Annotated in this window: 23 protein-coding genes; 6 read left to right on the plus strand and 17 right to left on the minus strand. The window is 43.9% G+C overall.

Annotation, left to right across the window (positions count from 1 at the left end; translation table 11 throughout):
- Positions 1–87: 87 nt before the first annotated feature.
- From cobA to ViNHUV68_RS07705, 5 genes are all read right to left on the minus strand, one after another.
- Positions 88–852, minus strand: a complete 765-nt coding sequence (gene cobA / locus ViNHUV68_RS07685) for a uroporphyrinogen-III C-methyltransferase (RefSeq protein ID WP_391087043.1) — start codon at positions 850–852, stop codon at positions 88–90.
- 150 nt (positions 853–1,002) lie between these two features.
- Complete coding sequence (locus ViNHUV68_RS07690; RefSeq protein ID WP_391087046.1) at positions 1,003–1,851, minus strand: formate/nitrite transporter family protein; 849 nt, start codon at positions 1,849–1,851, stop codon at positions 1,003–1,005.
- Positions 1,852–1,978: 127 nt separating this feature from the next.
- Positions 1,979–2,302, minus strand: a complete 324-nt coding sequence (gene nirD, locus ViNHUV68_RS07695) for a nitrite reductase small subunit NirD (protein ID WP_391087049.1) — start codon at positions 2,300–2,302, stop codon at positions 1,979–1,981.
- Between the two features lie 14 nt (positions 2,303–2,316).
- Positions 2,317–4,872, minus strand: a complete 2,556-nt coding sequence (gene nirB, locus ViNHUV68_RS07700; protein WP_391087052.1) for a nitrite reductase large subunit NirB — start codon at positions 4,870–4,872, stop codon at positions 2,317–2,319.
- 190 nt (positions 4,873–5,062) lie between these two features.
- Positions 5,063–5,188, minus strand: coding sequence for a hypothetical protein (locus ViNHUV68_RS07705; protein ID WP_391087054.1), 126 nt, complete (start codon positions 5,186–5,188; stop codon positions 5,063–5,065).
- Positions 5,189–5,395: 207 nt separating this feature from the next.
- Here ViNHUV68_RS07705 and ViNHUV68_RS07710 point away from each other — a divergent pair, with 207 nt between their 5' ends.
- Positions 5,396–6,433, plus strand: a complete 1,038-nt coding sequence (locus ViNHUV68_RS07710) for a diguanylate cyclase (RefSeq protein WP_391087057.1) — start codon at positions 5,396–5,398, stop codon at positions 6,431–6,433.
- 3 nt (positions 6,434–6,436) lie between these two features.
- On the opposite strand, the gene ViNHUV68_RS07715 is transcribed toward ViNHUV68_RS07710, so the two are convergent.
- The 4 genes from ViNHUV68_RS07715 to ViNHUV68_RS07730 form a co-directional block, all read right to left on the minus strand.
- Positions 6,437–7,093 carry a DUF2726 domain-containing protein gene (locus ViNHUV68_RS07715; protein WP_038174645.1) on the minus strand — a complete coding sequence of 219 codons (657 nt, stop codon included), beginning with the start codon at positions 7,091–7,093 and terminating at the stop codon, positions 6,437–6,439.
- 72 nt (positions 7,094–7,165) lie between these two features.
- On the minus strand, positions 7,166–7,972 hold the full coding sequence (locus ViNHUV68_RS07720; RefSeq protein WP_038174644.1) for a hypothetical protein: 807 nt from the start codon (positions 7,970–7,972) through the stop codon (positions 7,166–7,168).
- 176 nt (positions 7,973–8,148) lie between these two features.
- Entirely contained in the window at positions 8,149–8,832 is a 684-nt protein-coding gene (locus tag ViNHUV68_RS07725) for a response regulator (RefSeq protein WP_391087061.1), read from the minus strand.
- A complete protein-coding gene (locus tag ViNHUV68_RS07730) occupies positions 8,829–10,448 on the minus strand; it encodes a sensor histidine kinase (protein ID WP_038174641.1) in 1,620 nt (539 codons plus the stop codon). Before ViNHUV68_RS07730 ends, ViNHUV68_RS07725 begins: the two co-directional genes overlap by 4 nt.
- Before the next feature lie 346 nt (positions 10,449–10,794).
- Here ViNHUV68_RS07730 and ViNHUV68_RS07735 point away from each other — a divergent pair, with 346 nt between their 5' ends.
- On the plus strand, positions 10,795–11,019 hold the full coding sequence (locus tag ViNHUV68_RS07735) for a hypothetical protein (RefSeq protein ID WP_038174640.1): 225 nt from the start codon (positions 10,795–10,797) through the stop codon (positions 11,017–11,019).
- 100 nt (positions 11,020–11,119) lie between these two features.
- Here the strand turns inward: ViNHUV68_RS07735 and ViNHUV68_RS07740 are convergent, their stop codons facing one another.
- The gene (locus tag ViNHUV68_RS07740; protein ID WP_038174639.1) at positions 11,120–11,896 is read right to left on the minus strand and encodes an MBL fold metallo-hydrolase; all 777 of its coding nucleotides are present in this window, start codon (positions 11,894–11,896) and stop codon (positions 11,120–11,122) included.
- A gap of 160 nt (positions 11,897–12,056) precedes the next feature.
- On the minus strand, positions 12,057–12,929 hold the full coding sequence (locus ViNHUV68_RS07745) for an EamA family transporter (RefSeq protein ID WP_391087065.1): 873 nt from the start codon (positions 12,927–12,929) through the stop codon (positions 12,057–12,059).
- A 126-nt stretch (positions 12,930–13,055) separates the two neighbouring features.
- Between ViNHUV68_RS07745 and ViNHUV68_RS07750 the strand changes: the two genes are divergently transcribed.
- The 3 genes from ViNHUV68_RS07750 to ViNHUV68_RS07760 all read left to right on the plus strand — a co-directional run bounded on the left by ViNHUV68_RS07750 (position 13,056) and on the right by ViNHUV68_RS07760 (position 15,732).
- Positions 13,056–13,760: a glycerophosphodiester phosphodiesterase family protein gene (locus ViNHUV68_RS07750; RefSeq protein WP_391087068.1), complete on the plus strand. Its 705-nt coding sequence runs from the start codon at positions 13,056–13,058 to the stop codon at positions 13,758–13,760.
- A gap of 259 nt (positions 13,761–14,019) precedes the next feature.
- On the plus strand, positions 14,020–14,415 hold the full coding sequence (locus tag ViNHUV68_RS07755; RefSeq protein ID WP_100752269.1) for a hypothetical protein: 396 nt from the start codon (positions 14,020–14,022) through the stop codon (positions 14,413–14,415).
- A 213-nt stretch (positions 14,416–14,628) separates the two neighbouring features.
- A complete protein-coding gene (locus tag ViNHUV68_RS07760; RefSeq protein ID WP_038174634.1) occupies positions 14,629–15,732 on the plus strand; it encodes a phosphoribosylaminoimidazolesuccinocarboxamide synthase in 1,104 nt (367 codons plus the stop codon).
- 38 nt (positions 15,733–15,770) lie between these two features.
- Here the strand turns inward: ViNHUV68_RS07760 and ViNHUV68_RS07765 are convergent, their stop codons facing one another.
- Entirely contained in the window at positions 15,771–16,274 is a 504-nt protein-coding gene (locus ViNHUV68_RS07765; RefSeq protein ID WP_391087072.1) for a hypothetical protein, read from the minus strand.
- Positions 16,275–16,408: 134 nt separating this feature from the next.
- On the opposite strand from ViNHUV68_RS07765, the gene ViNHUV68_RS07770 reads away from it, so the two are divergent.
- On the plus strand, positions 16,409–17,323 hold the full coding sequence (locus tag ViNHUV68_RS07770) for a LysR substrate-binding domain-containing protein (RefSeq protein ID WP_391087075.1): 915 nt from the start codon (positions 16,409–16,411) through the stop codon (positions 17,321–17,323).
- On the opposite strand, the gene ViNHUV68_RS07775 is transcribed toward ViNHUV68_RS07770, so the two are convergent.
- From ViNHUV68_RS07775 to ViNHUV68_RS07795, 5 genes are all read right to left on the minus strand, one after another.
- On the minus strand, positions 17,320–18,186 hold the full coding sequence (locus tag ViNHUV68_RS07775; RefSeq protein WP_391087078.1) for a YjjW family glycine radical enzyme activase: 867 nt from the start codon (positions 18,184–18,186) through the stop codon (positions 17,320–17,322). The genes ViNHUV68_RS07770 and ViNHUV68_RS07775 overlap by 4 nt on opposite strands.
- A gap of 9 nt (positions 18,187–18,195) precedes the next feature.
- A complete protein-coding gene (locus ViNHUV68_RS07780) occupies positions 18,196–19,743 on the minus strand; it encodes a YjjI family glycine radical enzyme (protein ID WP_391087081.1) in 1,548 nt (515 codons plus the stop codon).
- A gap of 191 nt (positions 19,744–19,934) precedes the next feature.
- Positions 19,935–21,818, minus strand: a complete 1,884-nt coding sequence (locus ViNHUV68_RS07785; RefSeq protein ID WP_038174627.1) for a methyl-accepting chemotaxis protein — start codon at positions 21,816–21,818, stop codon at positions 19,935–19,937.
- Positions 21,819–22,038: 220 nt separating this feature from the next.
- Complete coding sequence (locus tag ViNHUV68_RS07790; protein WP_038174625.1) at positions 22,039–22,599, minus strand: sugar O-acetyltransferase; 561 nt, start codon at positions 22,597–22,599, stop codon at positions 22,039–22,041.
- A gap of 144 nt (positions 22,600–22,743) precedes the next feature.
- Entirely contained in the window at positions 22,744–23,100 is a 357-nt protein-coding gene (locus ViNHUV68_RS07795; RefSeq protein WP_038174624.1) for a PilZ domain-containing protein, read from the minus strand.
- Between the last annotated feature and the right edge of the window lie 191 nt (positions 23,101–23,291).

The following is a 23,291-nucleotide window of genomic DNA, read 5'->3' on the forward strand; positions in this document are numbered from 1 at the left end:
TAACAACGATTGAACCGCTTGGCAGTTAATTACTGTATTGCGATGAAAAATTACGAGCTGTCTGCTGATCACCACGTCCGTGTGGTCTCATCTAGATTCATTAAACCACTTTAATTTATTGTGCAGCGACGTCACGCTACCAACCACGATTAACGCGGGGCTAAGCGCCTGTTTCGCCATCGTCGCGAGGTCTTTTAGCTCACCAGTAAACACGCGTTGCTCGCGACGCGTTCCGTTTTCGATAATCGCGCAAGAGATTGACGAGTCTAACCCAGTGTCGATTAACTTTTGACTGATATGGCCACTTTGCTTCAACCCCATATAAAATACTAAGGTGTTATTTGACTGCGCCAAGGATGCCCACTCAATTTCACGGCCATCTTTTTGTACATGGCCAGTAATGAATTGAACACTTTGTGCATGATCACGGTGAGTTAATGGTATACCAGCATAAGCCGTTGCTCCGGCTGCTGCGGTAATTCCCGGCACGACTTCGAAGCTGATTCCGTAATCGACAAGCTCTTCAAGTTCTTCACCACCTCGGCCAAAAATAAAGGAGTCTCCTCCTTTGAGGCGCACGACCCTTTTACCTTGTTGGGCTTTTTCAACCAGAATTTGATTAATTTGCTCTTGAGGCACGCAGTGAAAGTCGAGCTTTTTACCGACATAAATCATCTCGGCTTTGCTATCAGCGAGCGCCAAAATCTCGGCCGAGACCAAGCGGTCATACACCACTACGTCAGCTTGTTGAATGACCCGATACCCTTTTACCGTCAACAAGTCAGGATCGCCCGGTCCAGCGCCCACAAGGGAAACAAAACCGTTGTTCAAAGAGTCGTGATGAGTAGTCATATCAATGCCTATCGAAAATTTAGATATAAAGAGTAACGCTCAACAAGCCAGTAAAGAGTATTACTTTTTATCGCTAAACCAATCAAAGATGAGGAGGAAGAAAAGATTAAAACGGTCCCACCTAATCAAAGGCAGGACCATAATCAATGATTATTTAGCCATAGCAGGCTGCGCATTTACTTCTTGTTCAACATTGATAGAAGGCGCCGTTTTTGCGTGCGTTAGGTAAAGTGGAATACAAGTCATCACTAAGCCACCAACAATATTACCTAAAATGGTTGGGATTAAGTTGAAGTTCAACCACGTCGCGATACCGAAATCAGCGCCTAGCAACATGCCTAGTGGGAACAGGAACATGTTTACTACCGTGTGTTCAAACACGAGCGCGAAGAAGATAAAGATTGGGAACCACATCATCATCACACGACCTGCCACTGTGCGAGCCGTCATATTACCAATCACACCGAGACACACCATCAAGTTACAGAAGATAGCGCGTACAAAACAAGTGATCCAGCCGTCCATACCCATTGCCTCGAAGCCTGCGCTACGAGCAGTAGAGGCACCAATAAAGGTTTTCGCGACACCATTGAGCTCTTGCGTAAAGTTACCTGTTAAAGAAACCGCAACAAGGTAAGCGACCAACAATGAGCCAATTAGGTTACCAAGCCCCACTAAGCCCCAACAGCGAAAGATACGTCCCCAAGTGATACCTGGACGTCCTTCAAATTTAGCTAACGGCGCAAGACCAAATACGCCGGTTACCAAGTCGTAGCCCATTACCGAGAGAATAACGAAACCCACTGGGAACACTAGTGCACCAACAAGCCCAATTCCTGTTTGAGTAATAGCTGTAATAGCCACCACAACCGCTAACGAAAGAATAACACCAGCCATAGTACCGCGCAGTAGAAGATCACGAGCGCTGGTGTTTGTTTTCGCTTCACCAACATTGATCATGGTTTGCACGAATTCTGCAGGTTTAAAATCAGTAGACATGAATGTGTCCTTATCCAAAAGTGAAAGTTAAAAGTTGAAATCAAATAGTGAAAGGCTCGCGGTTTCTCCTGTCCCCCGATAGTGAAACAGCAAGCCTTTAAGCTATTTAATCTTGTTTAATCCGCATCTAAGCAGCGATTTCAATGGTGCCTTTGACAACACGTACTTGGTAGGCCTTGACGTTGAATTGCTGGTCTTCCATACACTCACCAGTAACTAGGTTAAAGCGCTGCTTCTTCAACGGGCTAGCTACCCATAGTTGCTGGTTATGTTCAACGATCAAACCACGTGATAGCACATTGGATTGATAGAAAGGATCTAGGTTGCTGATTGCAAACACCTGTTGCTCTTCACTCGGTCTGAAGATCGCGACCTGCTCACCTTCGATTAGAGCACACACACCAGTGCCTGGGATGATTGCGTCGATATTACATACTTTGGTAAATGCCATGATGATGCCCCTAATTAAACAAGTTCAACATGAAGGATATCGCCCTTCACATCTGGGTGTTTTTCAGTAAATGTTGCTGGGCGGTGCTGCGCACGCTCTGAAACAAAAACCACGTTGTCATCACGCTCATCCGAGTTGATGAAATGTGCAAAGCGCTCAAGCTGCGTCTCATCGTTGATGGTATCGGTCCACTCACAGCGGTACTCTTCGACAAGCTTAGCGACATCCGCTTCCAGTTGATCGTTAATACCAAGCTTGTTATTCACAATCACTTCGCGAAGGTAGTCAACGCCCCCTTCTAGGTTTTCCATCCATACCGATGTACGTTGCAGTGGTGCTGCGGTGCGAATGTAGAACATCATGAAACGGTCGACGTATTTGATTAAGGTCTCTTGGTCTAGATCGCTGGCTAACAAGTCTGCATGACGAGGCTTCATACCGCCGTTACCACACACATACATATTCCAGCCTGCATCAGTCGCGATAATACCTAAGTCTTTACCTTGCGCTTCTGCACACTCACGAGTACAGCCAGAAACACCAAACTTCATTTTATGTGGGGTACGAATACCTTTGTAACGGTTCTCGATCATTACGCCCAAACCAACCGAATCTTGTACTCCGTAACGACACCAAGTGGAGCCAACACAAGTTTTCGCCATACGTAGTGCTTTCGCGTAAGCTTGACCCGTTTCATAACCTGCCGCGATAAGCTTTTTCCAAATCGCTGGCAAATCGTCTTTTTGCGCCCCAAACAAGCCAATACGCTGTGCGCCCGTCACCTTAGTGTAGAGTTTGTATTCGGCGGCAACTTCCGCCAATACTTTCAGCGCTTGCGGTGTCACTTCACCACCTGCCATACGCGGAATCACCGAGTAAGTGCCGTCTTTTTGCATGTTGCCAAGAAAGTTATCATTGGTGTCGTGCAGTTTGACCAGTTCAGGTTTGAGGATGTGCTCACCCCAGCATGAAGCTAAGATTGAACCTGCTAATGGCTTACATACTTCACAGCCGTAACCTGTGCCGTACTTCGCTAACAGCTCTTCAAAAGTCATGATCTCTTCAATACGAATGAGGTGGAACAGTTCCTGACGTGAATAAGCAAAGTGCGCACAAACGTCGTTTTTCACTTCGACACCTGCTTTTGCAAGTTCAGCGTTGAGTACGGATGTCACCAACGGGATACAGCCCCCACAACCCGTGCCCGCTCCCGTAACCGCTTTAATATCACCAATAGTATGGTGACCATCTGCAACGGCTTGAGCGATCTTGCCTTTGGTAACATCAAAACATGAGCAGATAACCGCAGTTTCTGGCAAAGCATCCGCACCTAGAGTCGGCTTCTCTGCGCCAGCATGCGCCGGTAGGATTAGTGTGTCGGGGTGCTCAGGCAACTCGATTTCATTAAGCATTAATTGCAACAAGTCACCATAATCGGAGGTATCACCAACCATTACAGCGCCAAGCAGCTTTTTATTATCTTGTGAAACAATCAGGCGCTTGTACACTTCCTGCTCTTCGTTTTGATACACATAACTTTTGCAACCTGGAGTGCGACCATTAGCATCACCGATAGAGCCAACCTTTACACCGAGTAATTTCAGTTTGGCTGACATATCAGCGCCTTCAAATTTACTCTCGTTACCAATCAGGTGATCGACGGCTACTGTCGCCATCTTGTAACCTGGCGCGACTAACCCATAAAATATCTTGTTCCAAGAAGCACACTCGCCGATTGCGTAAATGTTTTCATCGGTGGTTTGGCAAACATCGTTGATCTCAATACCACCGCGTGGCGCAATACCGAGTCCCATTTGACGAGCTAATTTATCTTGAGGACGAATGCCAGCAGAAAATACGATAAAATCGGTTTCAAGCTCGCTGCCATCGGCGAACCGCATCACATTGCGCGCATTATTACCTTCTGCTGCGATTTCAAGTGTGTTCTTGCTAGTATGAACCTTAACCCCCATGCGTTCGATTTTTTGGCGAAGCTGATCACCACCCGCTTGGTCAAGTTGCTCTGCCATCAATTTGGGCGCAAATTCAACCACGTGAGTTTCAACACCTAGAGCTTTCAATGCACCCGCAGCTTCTAAGCCTAACAGCCCGCCACCAATCACAACGCCGCTTTTACTGTTTTTCGCACAAGCTTCAATGACTTTTAAATCTTCAATCGTTCGATAAACAAAACAGTCTTTGCTCTCATTGCCCTTAATCGGTGGAACAAATGGGTAAGAACCTGTCGCTAAGATCAGCTTGTCGTATTGGATTTCACGACCAGTACTAGAGTAAACAATTTGCTTTTCTCGATTAATAGTAATCGCACGCTCACCCACCAGCACATTGATGCCATGTTTTGGGTAGAAGCCCTCTTTCACCAAAGAGAGTTCGTCAGCGGTATGGTGTGAAAAGTAAGAAGAGAGATGAACGCGATCATAAGCGACGCGAGGTTCTTCACAAAAAACGGTGATGTCGTATTGTGAAACATCGGTTTTATCAACGAGGTCTTCGAGATAGCGATGGCCCACCATTCCATTACCAACAACGACCAGCTTCAACTTGCTCATAGTACTTCCTAAGGGTTAGGTTCTTATATCTAGGTGCATTGTTGTTTGTGAAAGAAAATTAATACATGATGTAAATCAATTACAGTTTTAAACTACTCTAAAGGGGTAGATGAAAGGAATAGATTGATAAAAGTGTGCTTTTAGTACAAATTGAGTTAAAAGTTGTCAATTTGTAATAAATCATTAATCGCTAACCAAGAAGCTCACGGCAAGACACATTGCATGCAGCCGTTTCAAGTAAGTGGATTAATATCGAAACCATTTCGACTGGCCACATCTGATCGAGGTCAATATCAGCGACTGAATGTTCACACATGACACTTTCTCTGTTCTGAAACACAATCCCACATCATTTCATTAGCTTTTTAATGCGCGCCGCGAAAATCGGTTAATTTCTTGCTATTTTGTTTTTCATAGTGTGACACTGGTTCATTTATATCCTTGATTCCATCCGAAAAAAGCATAGTATAAATCGATATTCAAGCTTGAGCATATATTCTTCAATCTAACCAAGGCGACACGGATGGAGCTAGATATTTTCAATCCTTCACGGCAATTACGACGTGCGGTGCTGTTTTGGCTCAGTACTTTATTGGCCTGCTTAGCGCTCGCGATCACGATCTATAACCTTGTCGTGGGTCGACTCGATGGGATTAACGTCCTTCTTGCACTGTTCGGTTTATTTTCTGTTTTCATCGCTCATTATGCATTTAAAGGTAACACCTCTAAGTTCACGGTTTCTTTATACGTTTATAGCTTAATCAGTGTCACTTACCTCACCACCGCAATGCTACCAATTGAGTTTGGAGTCATCATGTGGGCCTGCTTATTTCCTGCCGTGTTCTACCTTCTTTTAGGGCGACGTTTTGGTTTCATCGCGACATTTTTTGGCTTTACTCTGCAAATGAGTATCATCGCAAACCTGTTTTTTTCTAATGGGTTAAGTCACTATTTACCACTTGTTGGGAACTTCATTTTTGCCTTTGTTTCAATTTGGATCATCGCGCATGTTATTGAAGTTAAGCGACGTTTATCAGAATCTTCATTAGGCCAACTGGCATCCAGAGACGCATTGACAGGTGTCTATAATCGTCATGCTTTAATGCACAACTTTGAACGTTATCGAAAAGAGAGTCGTAAGCTGCCTTTGTCTCTACTTGTCCTCGATTTAGACTACTTCAAAGCAGTGAATGACGAACATGGCCACGACGTCGGTGACAAGGTATTGACTGAAACCGCAGCACTCATTGACTCACTGAGTGATGAACATTTGGTGTATCGAATTGGCGGAGAAGAGTTTTGCGTCGCACTACATAACTGTGATGTTACAAGCGCTCAGGAAAAAGCTGAATGCATTCGCGGCGCCATTGAGAAATCGTCATTCAATAGTGTGTCTGAACCAATATCACTTACGGCAAGTATTGGTGTTTATCAATGCGACCATTACGCGAATCTTGAATCGGTATTAAAAGAAGCCGATAAAGAGCTCTATCGGGCAAAAAAAAATGGCCGCAACCAAGTCATGGTATGCAGCCAATCTTCTGTAATCAGTTTCTCTTAACTGTTACTCATCGTCTTCAAATACGACATTGTAATTTTCGGTATACGTACAATGCGGCTGACGGCTACAGGTAAAGAAACGTCTTCCTTTATGCTCTCCCTGATACGCAATTTTAATCGTCATCGGACTTCCACAGCGTTTACAAAAACGCACCTCTTTATCAGGCTCGATCAAATCAATATGTGCGGCCAATAGACGACGTAAACGCCCTACTTGGTAGCTGTGTTTGATATTGGTACCAATCAATGGGATATTTGCTGACTTACACACATGCAGTAATAACTTTTGACGCTCAAGCTTACCTTTGTCGAGCTCTTTACCATTGTCGAGTTCAATAGCAACACGTACTTCCATAGTTCGTGGGTCACAGACCACATAATCAAAGTAGCTTTTAGCAATTCGGTTATTGGCGATAAACCATTGTTTTTTTTCTGTTGAAACGGGCGCCAATACATTGGCCATATTCACTTTGCTCATTACCACACCGTGATGACCCACAGCAGCAATCAAAGCGTTATAAAAGGCTGATTCTTTTGCATTAAGTAACGGCCCCTTTCTTTTATAGTGGTTGTCCTTGAGCTCATCTTGCTTCAAAAACCGCTTTTGCACTACCACAAAAAAGATGACCAAAATGCCAACGACAATAAAAACACTTTCCATTGGGCTAAAACTGACCTTAAATGAATCACATACATCAATTATTCGAGTTTACACCCAGACAGCAAGCCTGAGTTAATGTTTTTGAGAGACCGGAGAGGGTAGATCGAGATTTATCACAACTCGCTGCTCTGGTTGCAATGTTTTAAAGCTCTCACCCCAGTATTTAACAACCAATTGATCAATCAATCCGTCTTGCTGTGCGCGCAGCAGCGCTTGCTCTAAAACGGGTTTATACTTGGCCATTTGAGGGGACAAATAAAATTTAAAATCGCGCTGATAAACGAGCATAAGGTGCTTTTCAATCGATAAATGGGGATTCTGCGCCGCTTCAAGACCGATTTCGTTTAGACCACGAGGAAAGTAATTCACCGGTCCTTTTTCGGTCAAATTCCAATATAACGAGCGCCACTCACCATCTTGCTGATAAACAGGCAATGAATTGAAATTCCATACATCGACATCAAACCAATTAATGCCAAGACCTGCAACCAATTTAGAATCTCTCAAAGATTGAAGGCTATCGATTTTGTCAAATTGACTTTGCAAGCCTGGCGGAATCAATAGCAAACGCTTACCAATCCATCCATTGGTTAACGCTACATTAACCGATGTATACTCAGCATCTCGCTCCGGTGTCGCGATCAACCAAGTTAAACTGAGTTGATCACTTTTAACCATTTTTACCACTCTCTTTTGTGGTATATGCTCGCTCGGAACGATAATTTCGACCGAATACCCTTCACGAGTTAGCGCTTGATAAAGTAATTCATGGTAAAAAGCATGGCCATTATCAAGTTGAGAGGCGAGTGTTAGTGTCAATGAATCTTTAGCAAAGCTATGCATCGCGACAAGACTAAGAAGTATGCTCCAAAGCTTCATTTACTTTCCTTTTAGCGACCTACTCAGTTTGTAATACATTGCACAATCAAGCAGCAATGATTGTTTAGCGTTACAGCGCCTTTAATAACATAAACAACCACATTTATTGACCATTCACTTAATAATGTAGGAGCGCTTTGCGCAATCGTCCAGTCTTCTATCGTTCGTTATTGACTTTAAACGGATTTTCGATAGGTACGTTCAGGGCGACCTACACTACCATAACTAAGATCTGCTTCTAATTGACCACTACTAATTAAGTACTCTAAATAACGTCTTGCCGTCGTTCGACTTGCTCCAATTTTTTCTCCCGCTTCATCGGCAGTCAAACTTTCGTGATCATTAAATAATGCTTGGATTTTCTCTAGGGTGACGCTATCAATTCCTTTGGGTAACCGGTTTTTCGCGACCTCAGGGCCATTATTGGAGCGTAACATTTTATCGACAATCGACTGGTCTAGGTCGTTAGTATGGTTAAATTGAAGTTTCTGTGCATTGTACTTCTTTAACGCAGCCTCCAAGCGAGAAAAAACGACGGGCTTTAATAAGTAATCAACGACACCACCACGCATTGCCTGCTGAAGCGTATCGACATCTCTTGCGGCAGTGATCAAAATCACGTCGCAACTGAGGCTTTTTGCGCGTAACGCATTGAGTAACTCAAGTCCGGTTCCATCCGGAAGATAGACATCAAGCAACAATAGATCAGGCTCAAAAATATCGAGTTGCATTTGCGCTTCCAGCTTACTAGTTGCAATACCGATCACCTGGTAACCGCCCATCTGTTCTAAATAGCGTTGATGCAGTTGAGCAATTGCCTGATCATCTTCGATGATCATCACTTGAGTCACACCATTCATATCTGTTTTTCCTTAGGCAAATACACCGCCATTCTCGCTCCATACTGCTTATTATTAGCCATCTCTAATTCACCATGATAACGAATCGCAAGTTGGTTGGTGAGATACAAGCCGACACCACGCATGGTTGAGCCTTTACTTGAGACCCCTCGCTTCACTAAGGCTTGTAAACTCAATTCATCAGGCAGTCCGCATCCTTGATCAATGACTTCTAAAATAACTTCATTACCAAAATCGCTAATCGATACTTCAATAACGCGGCGACTAAGTGGAAAGTACTTATCCTTATTAATTTCATCCCGAACCGCATCAAACGCGTTGTCAATCAAATTGCCTAATATAGTGACAACATCTTCTGGATTGATTTGCTCAGGTAATGGCTCTAAACGTGAGCCCTCTTCAACAACCAGTTCAAGGCCCAACTCACGTGCTCGCTCTGTTTTACCAAGTAACATTCCTGCGATTAAGGGCTCTTTTATTGTTTCACGTAAAAATTCGATTAAGGCTTGGTAATGCGCGGTTTCTTGGCCAATCAAATGCTGGACGGCCTCAAGTTCACCCATTTGGACCATCCCACTGATCGTATTGAGTTTGTTTCGATGTTCATGAGTTTGTGAACGTAACATCTCAGCGTACTCTTTGGTCTTAGCCAGTTGTTCGGTTAACTCTGTTAAATCATCTTTAAGACGAAAACTGGATACCGCTCCAACCACTTTCCCTTCAACAATAATGGGGCTACGGTTGGCAATTAAGCGTTTTTTGTTAAGGTATAAATTGATGTCGTGATCGGTACGTGCAGTTTGCAATACTGTGTGTAAATCGCTGTCGGGTAGCACTTCATTGAGCGGTTGATTGAGGCATTGCTCTTTCACTAACTCTAAGATGTTACAGGCACTTCTGTTAATCGAACGCAGCTTTCCCTTGTCATCAATAGTTAAAATTCCTTCTTTCAGCGTTTCCATTGTGACGTCTAGCTCGACATATAGACGGCCGATTTCTTCAGGTTCAAACCCCAATATTGCTCGCTGAAAACGACGTGAAGCATAACTAGAGATGACTGCATTTGCCCCAACAACCATGAACGCCATTAAAATCAAATAAGTAAGATAAGGTTCAATTCTATCTTGCAGTCGGTCAATTAAATATCCAACTGATACCACGCCAATGATGTCACCTTGCTGATTGAAAACCGCCGATTTCCCTCGCACTGAGTAACCGAGCGATCCTTTGGCGAACGAAATATAAGCTTCGCCATCAATCAAAGCTCGTTCATTATCTCCGCCTTTCATCGGTTTACCCAAACGTTGGTCAAGAGGATGAATAAGACGCATACCTTGGTTATCACCAACCACAATAAAAGCAGCACCAATCAAGGTGGTGAGATCTCTAAACCGCTGCTGACTCGCTGGCGTCGTACCACTTTCGATTATTTGCACAACGTACGGAGATTGAGCCAAAAAAGAGGCAACGCCGAGTGCTTTATGGCCGATTTCATCTTCTTGCGCTTGTTTAATGTAGATAAAACCTGCGGCAACTAAAATCAAAAGCTCAATCAGCCCAGATAGTGTCATGATGATCAGCATTCTTTTACGAAAACTGACACTGCTCCATTTCATACTCTCTCCCTACTTTCGCGCCAGAATAACATCCTGCTAACAAGCAACCGAGTAGTGTCAGAACAAACTGTGAAGCCTACAAGGAATTCGCGCTCTCTTTGATTACTAAAAAAGCACTCAGCAAAGAGCAAACGATTGCAATCATTACTAATCACAAAATCATCCTTAACTCCGCCATTTCCTTTGATTTAGATCAAAGGAAATGGCGGTTATTTTTCGTACGAAAGCATCCATTCGGTTGTATAATTATTAGGCACGCATAGAGTGTGCGTTGATACACGGCCAGTCAGACTTAACAATAAAACAACATAAAAAGTCGACTGAACAAATGTCAGAGGGAAAGACAATGAAACGTGACGTTTTTGGTATTTGTTTGTCGAAAAATATGCTGTCAAACAATCTAGCCAGTACATTTACCCACGTCAGAGCTTATGAAAAACCAAATGGAAGCGACGACCTTGTTGTCATGCGCGCTTTTCCACAGATGTCAGGGCAAGAAGTACTCAGCAATATGCACGAGTCAAACCGCTTATTCTGGCGCGCCGAGTTTGTCTGTATGGACAACAAATGATCATTGGTTAAATACAAAGCACGACGTTTATTTTTGCTTCACTGCTGTTGCCGTAAACAACAGCAGTGATTTCTCTGTGTAAATCGTTTACGAGTTTCAATTAATGGGATTTCGTGACACCCACCGCTAGCAAAGCGCCAACTAAACTTCTCGCTTTTACTTTAATCGCTCGCCAGTGTGTCGCGGGTGTTCTTGGCGCCGTTGATATAAGGTGCTGATAGACTTCATGACTCAAAGCCACCTGCCCTCCATGCGCGACCAACAGAACTTTAGGCGCTAAGTTGTAGACGCGTTTTAAGGACGCTTTATATTGATTCGGATAGAATACTGGGAAAGGTGCCACCAGTTTTTGTTTCACCTCAACCATGAGATCCGCCACATACAGTATTTGCTGCTGCGGATGATATAGCGACAGATCTCTATCTGTATGTCCCGGAGTTTCTAATACCGTCCAATCTAAAAAGTTAGGTATTGGCTCGCCATCCGATAAGACGATATCCGGTCGTAGTTTACGTGAGTACCACAGATTTCGTTTTGGTTTACGTTTACGCTGCGCAACCCAGCGTGCCAAAGCAATATCGGTAAGATGCATTAATGCCCCATCCACACCGGAATACCAATCTCGACTGCGTTTCGCCGAAATAATTTTGCATCCCGTGAGAGTGCGCAGTTTATGTGCGGCACCAGCATGGTCAGGATGCATATGAGTCACCACTACTGCGGTCAGGCTAGAGAATGGTCTTTGCAGTTGGTGGACAATAAAATGCTTTAGGTAAGGGATATCCGCTCGCGACGCTCCATCCAAAAGCAGTAATTTATCTGGGTATTCCGCTAAATAGAGAGTCTGGATGTATCCATCAAGAGCGTGAATCTTCATGCTTGAAGTCCGTTTTAACAATTTCACAACAAATGACTTTAACAGGGATTGCCTGGCAAGAAAGAGTAATCACTCTAATTTGTGACTTAGTTGCGTTTATGTTGTGTCGCAATGCTAAGCTGTGTCAAAACCCCGACTTGTTTAAACGATACACCACTGACTAATTCTTTACTTTAAACAGTCGACCATCGGTACGATAAAAGATCAGCGCCAACAAAATTAAAGCACAACCAATCAGTTTGTTACCTGAGAGTTGCTCTCCGTACCAAGCAATACTCAAAATAACCGTCCAAATAGGCTCCAATAACATAATCAAAGCGGCGTTTGCTGGGTTGCAGCCTTTTTGTCCTAGCGTTTGCATCACATACCTTAAACTCGTAGCCAAAATCGCGCTTAATGCAAACCACCCCCAAATAGAAGCGTCGATGTGTTGTGGAAACGTTTCGAATAATAACGATGCAGCCAAAGCAATAACGCCAGTGGTAAAGAGCTGAATACAGGTGAGCAATAAAACCGGGAGTTGCTGTGCAAGCTTACTATTGATGTTGAAATGAAGCGCTAACAGGAAAGCATTGACCAGAAACCATAATTGACCTGAGGAGCTATTCCAGCCTTCGGTTAGTGAAAGCATCGCTAGACCTGAAACCGCAATAGGCATGGAGAGCCAAAACGCCCGTTTTGGCCTATCTTTAAACAGCAGCCAAGCAATGATCGGCACAATAATCATCGATAGGCTGACAATAAATGCCCCCTCGCCTAAAGTTTCACTTATTGAAATTGCATACACCCAACTCAGCAGCGCCAACGCCAAAATCGCACCGCCCCCGAGAGCCTGCATAACTAACTTGACATTCAGTTGATTGAAAAACTTAATTGAGAATGGCAACAAACAGATCGAAGCGACGAGAAAACGCAAACCAACAAAGCCAAAAGGTGGTAAACCTTGAATTGCTTGTTTAGAAAATATCCAGCCTAAACCAGCCAACGCTGTGGTCGCTATCAAGATCCATGTTGCTTTTTGTTCCGCGTTCAATTTATATCTCGTTGATTATTGTTTTGTTCATTATCACTTGATAGTGTCAGATCTTGGCGTCGCTGGCTACGTAAAGTGTGCTGGAAAAGCGGCAAGCAAAATCGCTTACTATCGAGAAATGCATTGATGATTATTGTTGGACACCGTGGCGTTGCTGGCCACTATCCCGAGAATACACGCGTAAGTATTATGGCAGCGATTGACTTGGGCTTGGAGTGGGTCGAAGTTGATATTCAGTCGACTAAAGATCACCATCTTGTCGTTTGTCATGACCACACCATTAATCGTTGTAGTAATGGTCATGGCCGTGTTGATCAACACACACTAAAGGAACTTAAACAATTGGATTTTGGCGATTGGTTTGATAAGAGATTTACTGGCGAGCGTATTATGACGCTGGGTGAATTACTTAATCTCTCTAAATTACATCGATTGAAGTTAAACTTAGAAATTAAAGTCGACAAGCATGATGCCAAATTTGTCTGTCAACTGCTTACCGATGTATTGCATCAAGAAAACGTCACAACCGACAACATAATCTTATCGAGCTTTGATCCTGATGTGATGCGTCAGTTACATCAAATGCTACCCCAGTATCGACGCGCAGTTTTGTGTGGCCGAGTTTCACACAAGGTGTATGCATTGTTAGCCGAAGTGGCGGCCTTTAGCTGTAATATTGATCATCGTTGGACTAGCAAGCAGCAGATTGCAAAACTTCAATCACTCGGTTATCAAGTTTGGAGTTACACAGTAAACAACCCGCACCGTGTAAAATATTTATCGAATCTTGATGCCTTGTTTAGCGACTATCCGCAGCGCTTCGTAAACTAACCGTCCGTATACCTCTGCCATACAGAACGACTGTATGGCCCTGCATTCACACTCGTGATATTTGTCACATTATCTAATCTTCGCCCTCATTCTTTCCTCAAAAGTAAAAATAAATAAATTATTTAAAAATCATATAGATAATTAAATTCATTGTTTTTCAATACAAAATTATGCTCAAAAGTTGCACCAAAAAGTCTTGATAATTTTCCGCGCCCAAACTACTGTATAAGTATACAGCATGTACAAGGGAACAGTAATCATGATTCAGGCACAGACTGCAGCTCGCACTTTTTCAAAATACAATGTTCTTGCTCAACCGACGCAGCCAATGAATATCGATCCACTGACGCTGAGTCGCTTAGCGGGTCTTTCAAATCAAAAGCAGTGGATCTTATTTACTGCCGAATGCCCTCGCCCTGATTATAGTCAACTGGCATCCTCGCGTATTAGCTGTAAAAAAATTATTCACATGAAGGCTTCTCAAAAACAATCCGAATTTGAAATCGTCATGAAAGCCATACAGTCAAAAAATGCGAGCGCGGTTATTGCTTCAAACAAAATTCCACTAGCAGAACAAAGCTTACTCTGTGATCTCGCCGTTCAATGCCAGTGTGAAGTGTTCTTTGTTGAGGGCAAAACTAATCAGTACCACTAATTAAGCACAGCAATCATAGACGGTCGTGCACCCCTTCATTCGAGGGGTTTTCTTTTCTATCCCAACCAATAAATCATGATTCGACTCTAATAAGAAAAAATAAGCAAACGTTTGCTTTTTAACTGGCAGAGCAAAATAGTTCTGGTATCATGCGGGGCAAATAAATTATCTGACTCTGATAATTTCCATGTTGCTTAAGATAGGAATGTCTAAATGAATCTCGCAGATCAAGTACTCGCTGTAAACGACGATCTACCCATTCGTACAGATAAACCCGTTCATAGCGGTAAAGTCCGCTCTGTGTATTGGTTAACCGAGCAAGACAGTAAACGTCTGATCAAAGAAAAAGGCTACGACGTCGCCGAAGATGCGCCGTTGGCGATTATGGTGATCAGTGACCGAATCTCTGCATTTGACTGCATTTGGCATGCCGAGGGTGGCCTAAAAGGCGTTCCGGGTAAAGGCGCTGCACTCAATGCGATTTCAAATCACTGGTTCAGCCTATTTCAGCAACACGGTTTAGCAGACAGTCACATCTTAGATATTCCCCACCCTTTTGTCTGGATTGTACAAAAAGCAAAACCAATCATGATTGAGGCGATTTGTCGTCAATACATTACGGGTTCAATGTGGCGCGCCTATGCAAACGGCGAACGTAATTTCTGTGGCATTGAGCTTCCAGAAGGTTTAGAAAAAGATAAGCCACTGCCCGAACTGCTGATGACCCCTTCAACCAAAGGCATTTTACGCGGTATTCCTGGGGTTCCTGAAGCCGATGATGTCAACATTACTCGCCAAAACATTGAAGAAAACTACGCTGCATTTAATTTTTCTAAAGCCGAAGATATTGCCCAATACGAAAAGTTATTGCGAGAAGGTTTCGTTCTAATCAGCAATGCGCTGGCAGAAATTGACCAAATCTTCGTCGATACAAAATTCGAGTTTGGTTATGTCACCGACTCAGCTGGTAATGAAAAGCTAATTTACATGGATGAAGTTGGCACGCCTGACTCATCACGTCTCTGGGATGAAAATGAGTATAATGCAGGCAAGATTGTCGAGAACTCTAAAGAAGGCTTCCGCCAGTTTTTGCTTAACTATTTCCCAGATCCAGACATCTTGCTCAATAAAGAGCGAATGGCCGAACGTGAAGCACTGGCTCGCGACAATGCCCTACCGACAGACGCTTTAATGGATATCTCAACAACTTACCTTGGTATCGCAGAGAAAATAACCGGACGGTCAATCGCACTCAGCACCAATCCGAAGCAAGAGATTATCGATATTCTCGCCCGTGACTACGGACTCATTGATTAATCAAAAATAGAAGCCTCAACCATGTTGAGGCTTTTTTGTTATTTATCTTTCCCCTTACCACCTTTGTCTGATCCTCCTTTATTGCCACCGCCCTTGTTACCTCCACCCTTATTACTGCCTGAACGGTTGTTGGATTCACTGGCCTTGTCAGACTGTGCGGTCGCGCGGATTTGCTGCTTCTGCTCTTTTAACTCACCAGTCCCATTCCCAGGATTGGAATATTTTGCATGAGCATCAAGTTCTTGCTGGGTCACAAAGCCATCTTTATCTTTATCAAACGAGGCAAAAGCGCTGAGTTTATTGCCATCATCATTATCAACTTCACTTTCTTCCTCTGCGCCCTCTTCAGGCTCTTGATCTGATGATCCTAAACGATACTGGTTAAATTCATCTTTAGAAACTAACCCATCACCATTACTGTCCATGTCAGCAATGTCGGGTGATAGCTTTGAACGATTATTGATATCACTCTCTTCTTCAGCTTGAGCACCAAAAACTAATATGGTTAACAAGGCGACGAGTACACTGGTTGCTTTATACATAACTGACTCCGTATTTATCTTTCAACCATAAGTTTAGAACACCAGTTGAAAAGTGCGGATTAGATAACTAGGCTCTATCAATTAGTAGTGCAAAACGTTATAACTGCTTATTGTTGTTCGTATTATTGAACTCTATGGACTATATCACCCTTTCCCGTATCAGTTTGAAACACCTGACAGTTTTGCATGTCCTGCTTAGTACTCATAGCGTGACAGGCGCGGCCGAGATCTTGTGCGTCACCCCATCAAGCGTCAGCAAAAATCTGTCTCTATTACGTACACAACTCAATGATGAATTGTTCTATCGTGATAATGGCAGCCTGATCCCGACGCAATTTGCTTTAAGCATTGGCCCTGAAATTCACAAGATTTTATCTGCGATGAATGGCATTCTTCATCAAGGTGATTTTTCACCACAGCAATTTTCCGGTTCCATTTCTCTTTCAATGCGAGAGAGCACCTTTGAACTGTTTGCACCGAAAATCGTCCAGATTTCTCAACAACTTTCGAATGCTCGCTGTCTTAATGTGTTCGCTAAAGAGCAGTTAAGTTTTGAGGCGCTGAGCCGCGGACAAGTGGATTTTATGTTGCTCCCTCATGATATCAGTCAACCACCAACTCGCAGTCGTGATCTTATGTGGCAACAAGTGCTTGCAGATGAAATGGTATGTTTGATGAGCCCGAAGCACCCGCTGGTTGATAAACCGATGAACATTGAACATTACTTAAGCTGTTATCACATAGGCATCTTAGACAAAGATCTGTCTGAGCCTTATTTTGAGCAAAATCTGACTCAGCAATATGGATCAAGAAAGCTCGCTTTATCGGTCGCTGATTTTGGCGCTGGTGCAGTGTTATGCCATCAAACCGAGTTACTTTTAACATGCTCAAAAATGTGGGCGCAACATGCCTTGCAAGCTAAAGGCTTAGTCACAAAATCGCTGCCCTTTGACTATGGTAAAGTTGCATACAGCTTAGTCTGGAATCCAGCCAGCCTTAACGAACCTGCACTGAACTGGCTTCATACCCAATTCACCACCGAGGATTAAGTGTAGACGCTTGGAGTAATAATGGTGTGAGAGATTCGTTGCGCCAGTTTTGCGCGCAATGATTCAATTTGCGCTTCATTGCATTTTGGCCATTCAAACGCTTGACCAATAACGCCGTGATGTTGAAATGCATTCAGACGGATGATCACCTGCTTAGGGAATGTGCCGATAAGTTGCGCGATGGCTTGTACCTCGTCCTCGAGATCAGTAACGCCCGGAATATGAAGAAGTCGAAGTTCGTGCAGTTTGTCTAAGCTCGCCAGATAGCGTATCGATGTTATCACTCGGTGGTTATCACGACCGACTAGCCATTGGTGAGTATCGTTTTGCCATGCTTTCAAATCAATCATAGCGCCGTCGAGTACCGGTGCGAGTTTTTGCCATCCGACTTGATTGAGGTAGCCGTTGCTGTCAACAAAGCAGCTAAGGTGTTTAAGTTGTTGGTTGCGTTTTATTTGCGTAAACAGCTCAATAATAAACGGCAACTGCAACGTGGCTTCACCTCCTGAAACGGTAATCCCGCTAATAAAACCGCATTGCTTTTCGATAACATCCAGCAACTCAGTGACGCTGTAACTAGATATTTTTGGATTTGATTGATGAAGACAGGTATTAATACAAATATCACAATGTGTGCACAGTGATTCATCCCATATGACGTGATTATCGTTGTCGATTGTTAACGCATGCGTCGGGCAATGCTCTACACAATCGCCACAATGATTGCAGTGGTTAATCGTATGCGGATTATGGCAACTGACACAGTTGAAATTGCACCCTTGCATGAAGATGACCAGGCGATTACCCGGTCCATCAACACAAGAAAAACGCAGTATGCGGCTAACTTTGGCGCGTTTTGTCATAATACTTGCTCACGACGTCGTATAAACTGGCGTGCTCTCTAAGCTAGCAACACGCGGTTTTCTATCGAGAATCGCTGTATTTTTGGCCGCTTCGGTGCCGAGAAAGGTGGTGTTGTTACGTGAGCCCTGTTTGGCAAACTTTTCAATATCAGACAGTTTAACCATGTAGCCCGTAACTCTTACCAAATCATTGGAATCGACATTAGCGGTGAACTCTCTATAGCCCATATTCAGCGTCCCTTTACACAGATTGTACATGGCTTCGCGATTCGACTTCACCGTTTCATCAATGGTTAAGATGTCACTGATACCTGAGGTATAGTACTGGTGATGTTGAGCTGTTGCCTGAACGTAGCTAACCGGATCTGGTTCGTTGCCATATGGAATACGCACACCTGGTGTGACATCTTGATCAAGGCTTATCCCACCTTGCGCATGCAGCAACGCCTTACCATTGAGGCCATATTTCACTGGCAAACTATCAACTAACTCAGCCAGTTTAGATGATATTGTATGTGCCAATTGGTTCGCTTGTTGGTCATGACCATAGCGTTCCGATCGTCCTTCTTTTTCAATCAAAAGATTTACCGCTTCAGCCATACCATAAATTCCAAACATTGGTGCAAAGCGTGCTTCTTCAATCAGCCCCTCAGTGGTCAGAAATCCTTGAAAGAAATTGGATTTTTCATGGAGATAGGTTGAGCGCGCATCAATCAACTCAATCATAAGCTCACTGTACATCGGCAATAATTGCGTGAGGAAGTGTGCCGGGTTCTCAGCTAACTGCGCGATCTGCTTAAGGTTCATCCGCACTAACGTGTTTGAACCTCCAGCCAATGGTAAGGAGTTATAACAACTGACAATTCCGAAGCGCTTTTCACCATAAGCGGCGGCGTGCATAGGATAGTTGGCAATATGGGGTTTGCTGCATTCGCATATATTGTCGGTCGCTTGACGCAGCAGATCATCTGGCGTTATCTCTGGGTCATACATAAACGTTAGGTTTGGCGCAATTTGCTTAAGCTCAGCATCAATACGCAAAATCATTCGACAAATAATATTGTCACTTGGGCCAATATTGACATGCATAAACGCATCCGGCAGGGTTCGATCAAGCATGATCCAAAAACGCTTTAGCTTTTGATATACCTGCTGCTCTGATAGGTCGCCAACATAAGCAAGTAACACATCGTCTAGTTGTCCAAGGTAAACTGGTATATTAGTCACAGACGGTACATGGTGATAGAGAATGGTTAGCAGGTTAAGTGCATCGTCAAAGTCTTGCGCTGGTTCTAACTCAAGATAGTCAGAGCCTTGATCGAGAAACTTGGCATAATCAGGCAATACATAGCGCGGCTTAAAGGGCGCATGGCCTTCAAACATATCGCATAGAATGCCTTTCTCCATAGCACTCTTAACCTGCTGTGAAACAGTCAGATACGGCAAACTTGCCTCAGCCTCTAGCGCTAAAAACTGATTTTTCTGTTTCACACCAAGGTGAGGATCGTTAACAATAGACGTAATACGCGACTGGAACGCTTGATATAAATCGGACATGACTATAATCCCCTAAAGTTTTTATGGATTTTATATCAGCCACATCATGTCCACGATTGAAATTACATCCTACTAATATTTCCAATTTGGAAACTAGTTACGATTTGGACATGATTTACGATTAAGATATTCATGGTAATAAAAAGGCCTCACGGAAAGCGAGGCCTAGACAAGCACTAAAGTTAAGCAGATTACAATTTGAAGCGTTGAATCTCTTGCTCTAATTCATGTGACAATTCGGATAGTTGAGCGGCCTGAGCGGCAGCATCGTGCGCTTCATCAGCAAGTTCATTCGATACGTCACGGATACCCACCGTATTGCGAGTGATCTCAGAGGTCACAGATGCTTGCTCTTCAGCCGCCGAAGCAATCTGTGTAGCCATATCACTAATACGCTCAACCGCTGTTTGAATTTGAGTCAAACTCACTGCCGCAGAATCAGCATCCGACACACTGGTATCTGCCAGTTGACGACTATCATCCATAATGCCGACCGCCTTGCCTGTGGTCGACTGGAGCGTTTCAATCATCTGCTGAATTTCTTTGGTCGAAGCGTGTGTACGTTGGCTAAGTACACGAACTTCATCAGCCACCACGGCAAAACCACGACCTTGCTCACCAGCACGTGCCGCTTCAATCGCAGCATTTAATGCTAAAAGGTTGGTTTGCTCAGCGATATCTTGGATGGTACCTAAAATCGTACTAATACTGTGTCCATGTGTTTCTAGTTCTTGGATGACGTCTGTCGCTACCTGCACTTCTGTTGCCAAGTTCTTAATTGAACCCTGAGTTCGAACCACTTGCTCGCCACCGTGCACACACGCCGTTACCGCTTCCGTTGAGTTTTGTGCGGTATTGTCGGCATTACCAGCAATTTCTTGCGTCGCCGCCGCCATCTCATTAATCGCCGTTGCGACCATATTGATTTCGTCTTGTTGCAAACGAATACGCGAGCTACGCTCTTCAGCTTGCTGAGCGGTCTGCTTTGATTGTTCAGAAAGTGACGCAGAAACGAGGCTTAGTTTAGATACCATGGTGTGCATGTTGCCAACGAAGGTGTTGAAGTTAGTTGCAAGTTGGCCCACCTCATCATCACTGCGCGGTTCAAGGCGTTGCGTAAGATCGCCTTCACCTGAAGCAATTTCTTCAAGAGCTTTCGAGACGCGGCCTAAATCGCGGAATAAGAAGCTGACCAACCAAGAAACAAGGGCAATGACAATCAACGTAATGATGATGGCCGTAACAATCAGGCTGGTCAGCAATTCACTTTGCGCCGCTTCCTCTGTTGCACGATCCATTTCAATGGCAAAAATCCATGGCGTATTTTCGACTTGGCGGAAGAAGTACAACTTCTGCTGGCCTTTACGTTCAATCTGTTCAATTTTGCCCGAGTTAGCCGCATCTTCGATCGCGCGAAGCGTAAACTGCTTCGATAACGTTGTGACCGGCTTAAGCGATAACGCATTATCAGGGTGCGCAAGGAAAGTACCATCTTGAGTATCAATTAGCATTGCGTAAGCATTTTTGCCCGCATCAAGATTGATAACATCGTTGACGAGTTGGTCAATCAGTACATCTGCACCAACGACACCAACAAATTTACCATTACTACGAATAGGCTCGGCAATGGTGACCAACAACGCGTTAGTGATTGCATCTTTATACGCCGTGGTAATAATTTGCTTACCTGCGTTGTTCGCATCTATATACCAAGGACGCACACGAGGATCGTAGTCGGCACGGTTACGCTCCGGATGAGAACGGTACATACCGCCCTCTGGTGTACCAAGAAATATATCGTCAAAACCACCAGCATTGCGTGCTTGCTGCAAAAAAGGAACAACGTTCACTTCTTGGCTGTAGTCATTAAATGCAGAGGCAATATCTTCACGAATCGAGATCCAATCTGAGATACCTGCAGAAGCTGCATTCGCTAGGCTTTCTGCTCGTGCGTGAACGCCATTTTGAGTTTGTTTTTTTAGCTGATCAGCAGACAGCCAAGTCAACGCGCTTGCCATCAACACCACAGCCAACAGGCTTGAGCCGATGAGTTTTTGCTTAAGAGTGAGTTTCATAGAGTTTCTTATTGATAATAGGAACAGACAGGGCGCGAATTTTATAATCAAATAGCTGAATATGCACGCAATAATATAGGACGATTGGGTCAAGATAACTTATTGTTATTATGTTTATTTTTTGACGTCATTACTCTGTCGCCGAATGAATATTCGGCGACCAATTTCAGTCGATTTGACGTATTTATGAGCAGGTATGGATTGTTTACTAAGTGGTTTACTAAAGCGGCGTTTTATCATCAAGTCGGCGGATGAGCCTGGCTGGCGTCCCACCATACAAACAGTCTGAGGGTACATCACTATTGACGACCGAATTAGCAGCAATCACCGAACGCGCACCAATTGTAACACCTTGATTGATAACAGAATTACCTCCGATCCAAACATCGTTTTCAACCGTGATAGGTAAACAAAAGGTTTCCCATAAACGACGGCTTCGATAATCCAGAGAGTGACCAGCAGTATAGAACTGTACGCTAGGGCCAATTAACACATGGTTGCCAATGGTGATCTTCGCACCGTCTAACATCACGACATTCATGTTGATGAACGTGCTGTCGCCTATTTCAATGGTTTTGCCAAATTCACATTGAAACGGTGGCTGGACCATACTATTGCCTATCTTCCCAAGCAGTGCAGTGAGTAGTTGGTGTCTTTGCTCTGTTTCCAGACACAAATTCAGTTGCTGTAAAGTCTTGGCGGCTTGTGTTCTGATCTGATCAACTTCGTGCGAGGCACCATCAAAGGGTTCGCCTGCCATCATTTTTTCTAACTCAGACATCTCGAATTCCTACATCTATCTTCGATACAGGTAGCATAACGCGTTGACGAGATTGGAAAAAGTGTAAAAAAAGCAGAAATCCTTTCCGGGTTTCTGCTCTTGAGAGATGAGTATGATTAATTGTGCGGCTTTGTGGAATTTTTCTTAAGCCGCCGTCCCGCGTAAACGTTCAAAAAAAGAGGGGTACTTTTGTCTGATGTGGCGCTGTTGGTCGACCATAATCTTGAATGTCGGCCCTTTACGCAATTGCAGTACGACTTCATCGTTGTCAAAACGGAGCACGGCACCTTCGATGGGAATACTATGGTCACCATGCAAGTTGAGTACGCCTTTCATAGTTAACCCTTTGTACATAGAGGTAAAATTATTCAAGACCATTCGTATCCCGCCCTCAGATACTTCGGTCACTTGAAACATCTCATCAGCAAAGCGCACATATGGCCTAGCCCGCTTGGGGTATTTCAACCGGTAATATTGACGCTTCTGTTCAATGTCGCTCATGGTCGTACTCCTCGTAACACATGGCTACAGCTTATCCTTAAGTATAGTCGGTTACGCGTGAACCGATAATTGATCAAATAAATCTAACATACTAAGAATGATATCGACAAATTCACTGGTTTCTTTAGTGACGTGCGTTGAGTGGTGGGTATTTGGTTTAGTGTGTACAAAGCCGCTTCAATAAGCGGCTT

This window comes from Vibrio sp. NH-UV-68, assembly GCF_042940635.1.
Lineage (GTDB): Bacteria > Pseudomonadota > Gammaproteobacteria > Enterobacterales > Vibrionaceae > Vibrio > Vibrio pacinii.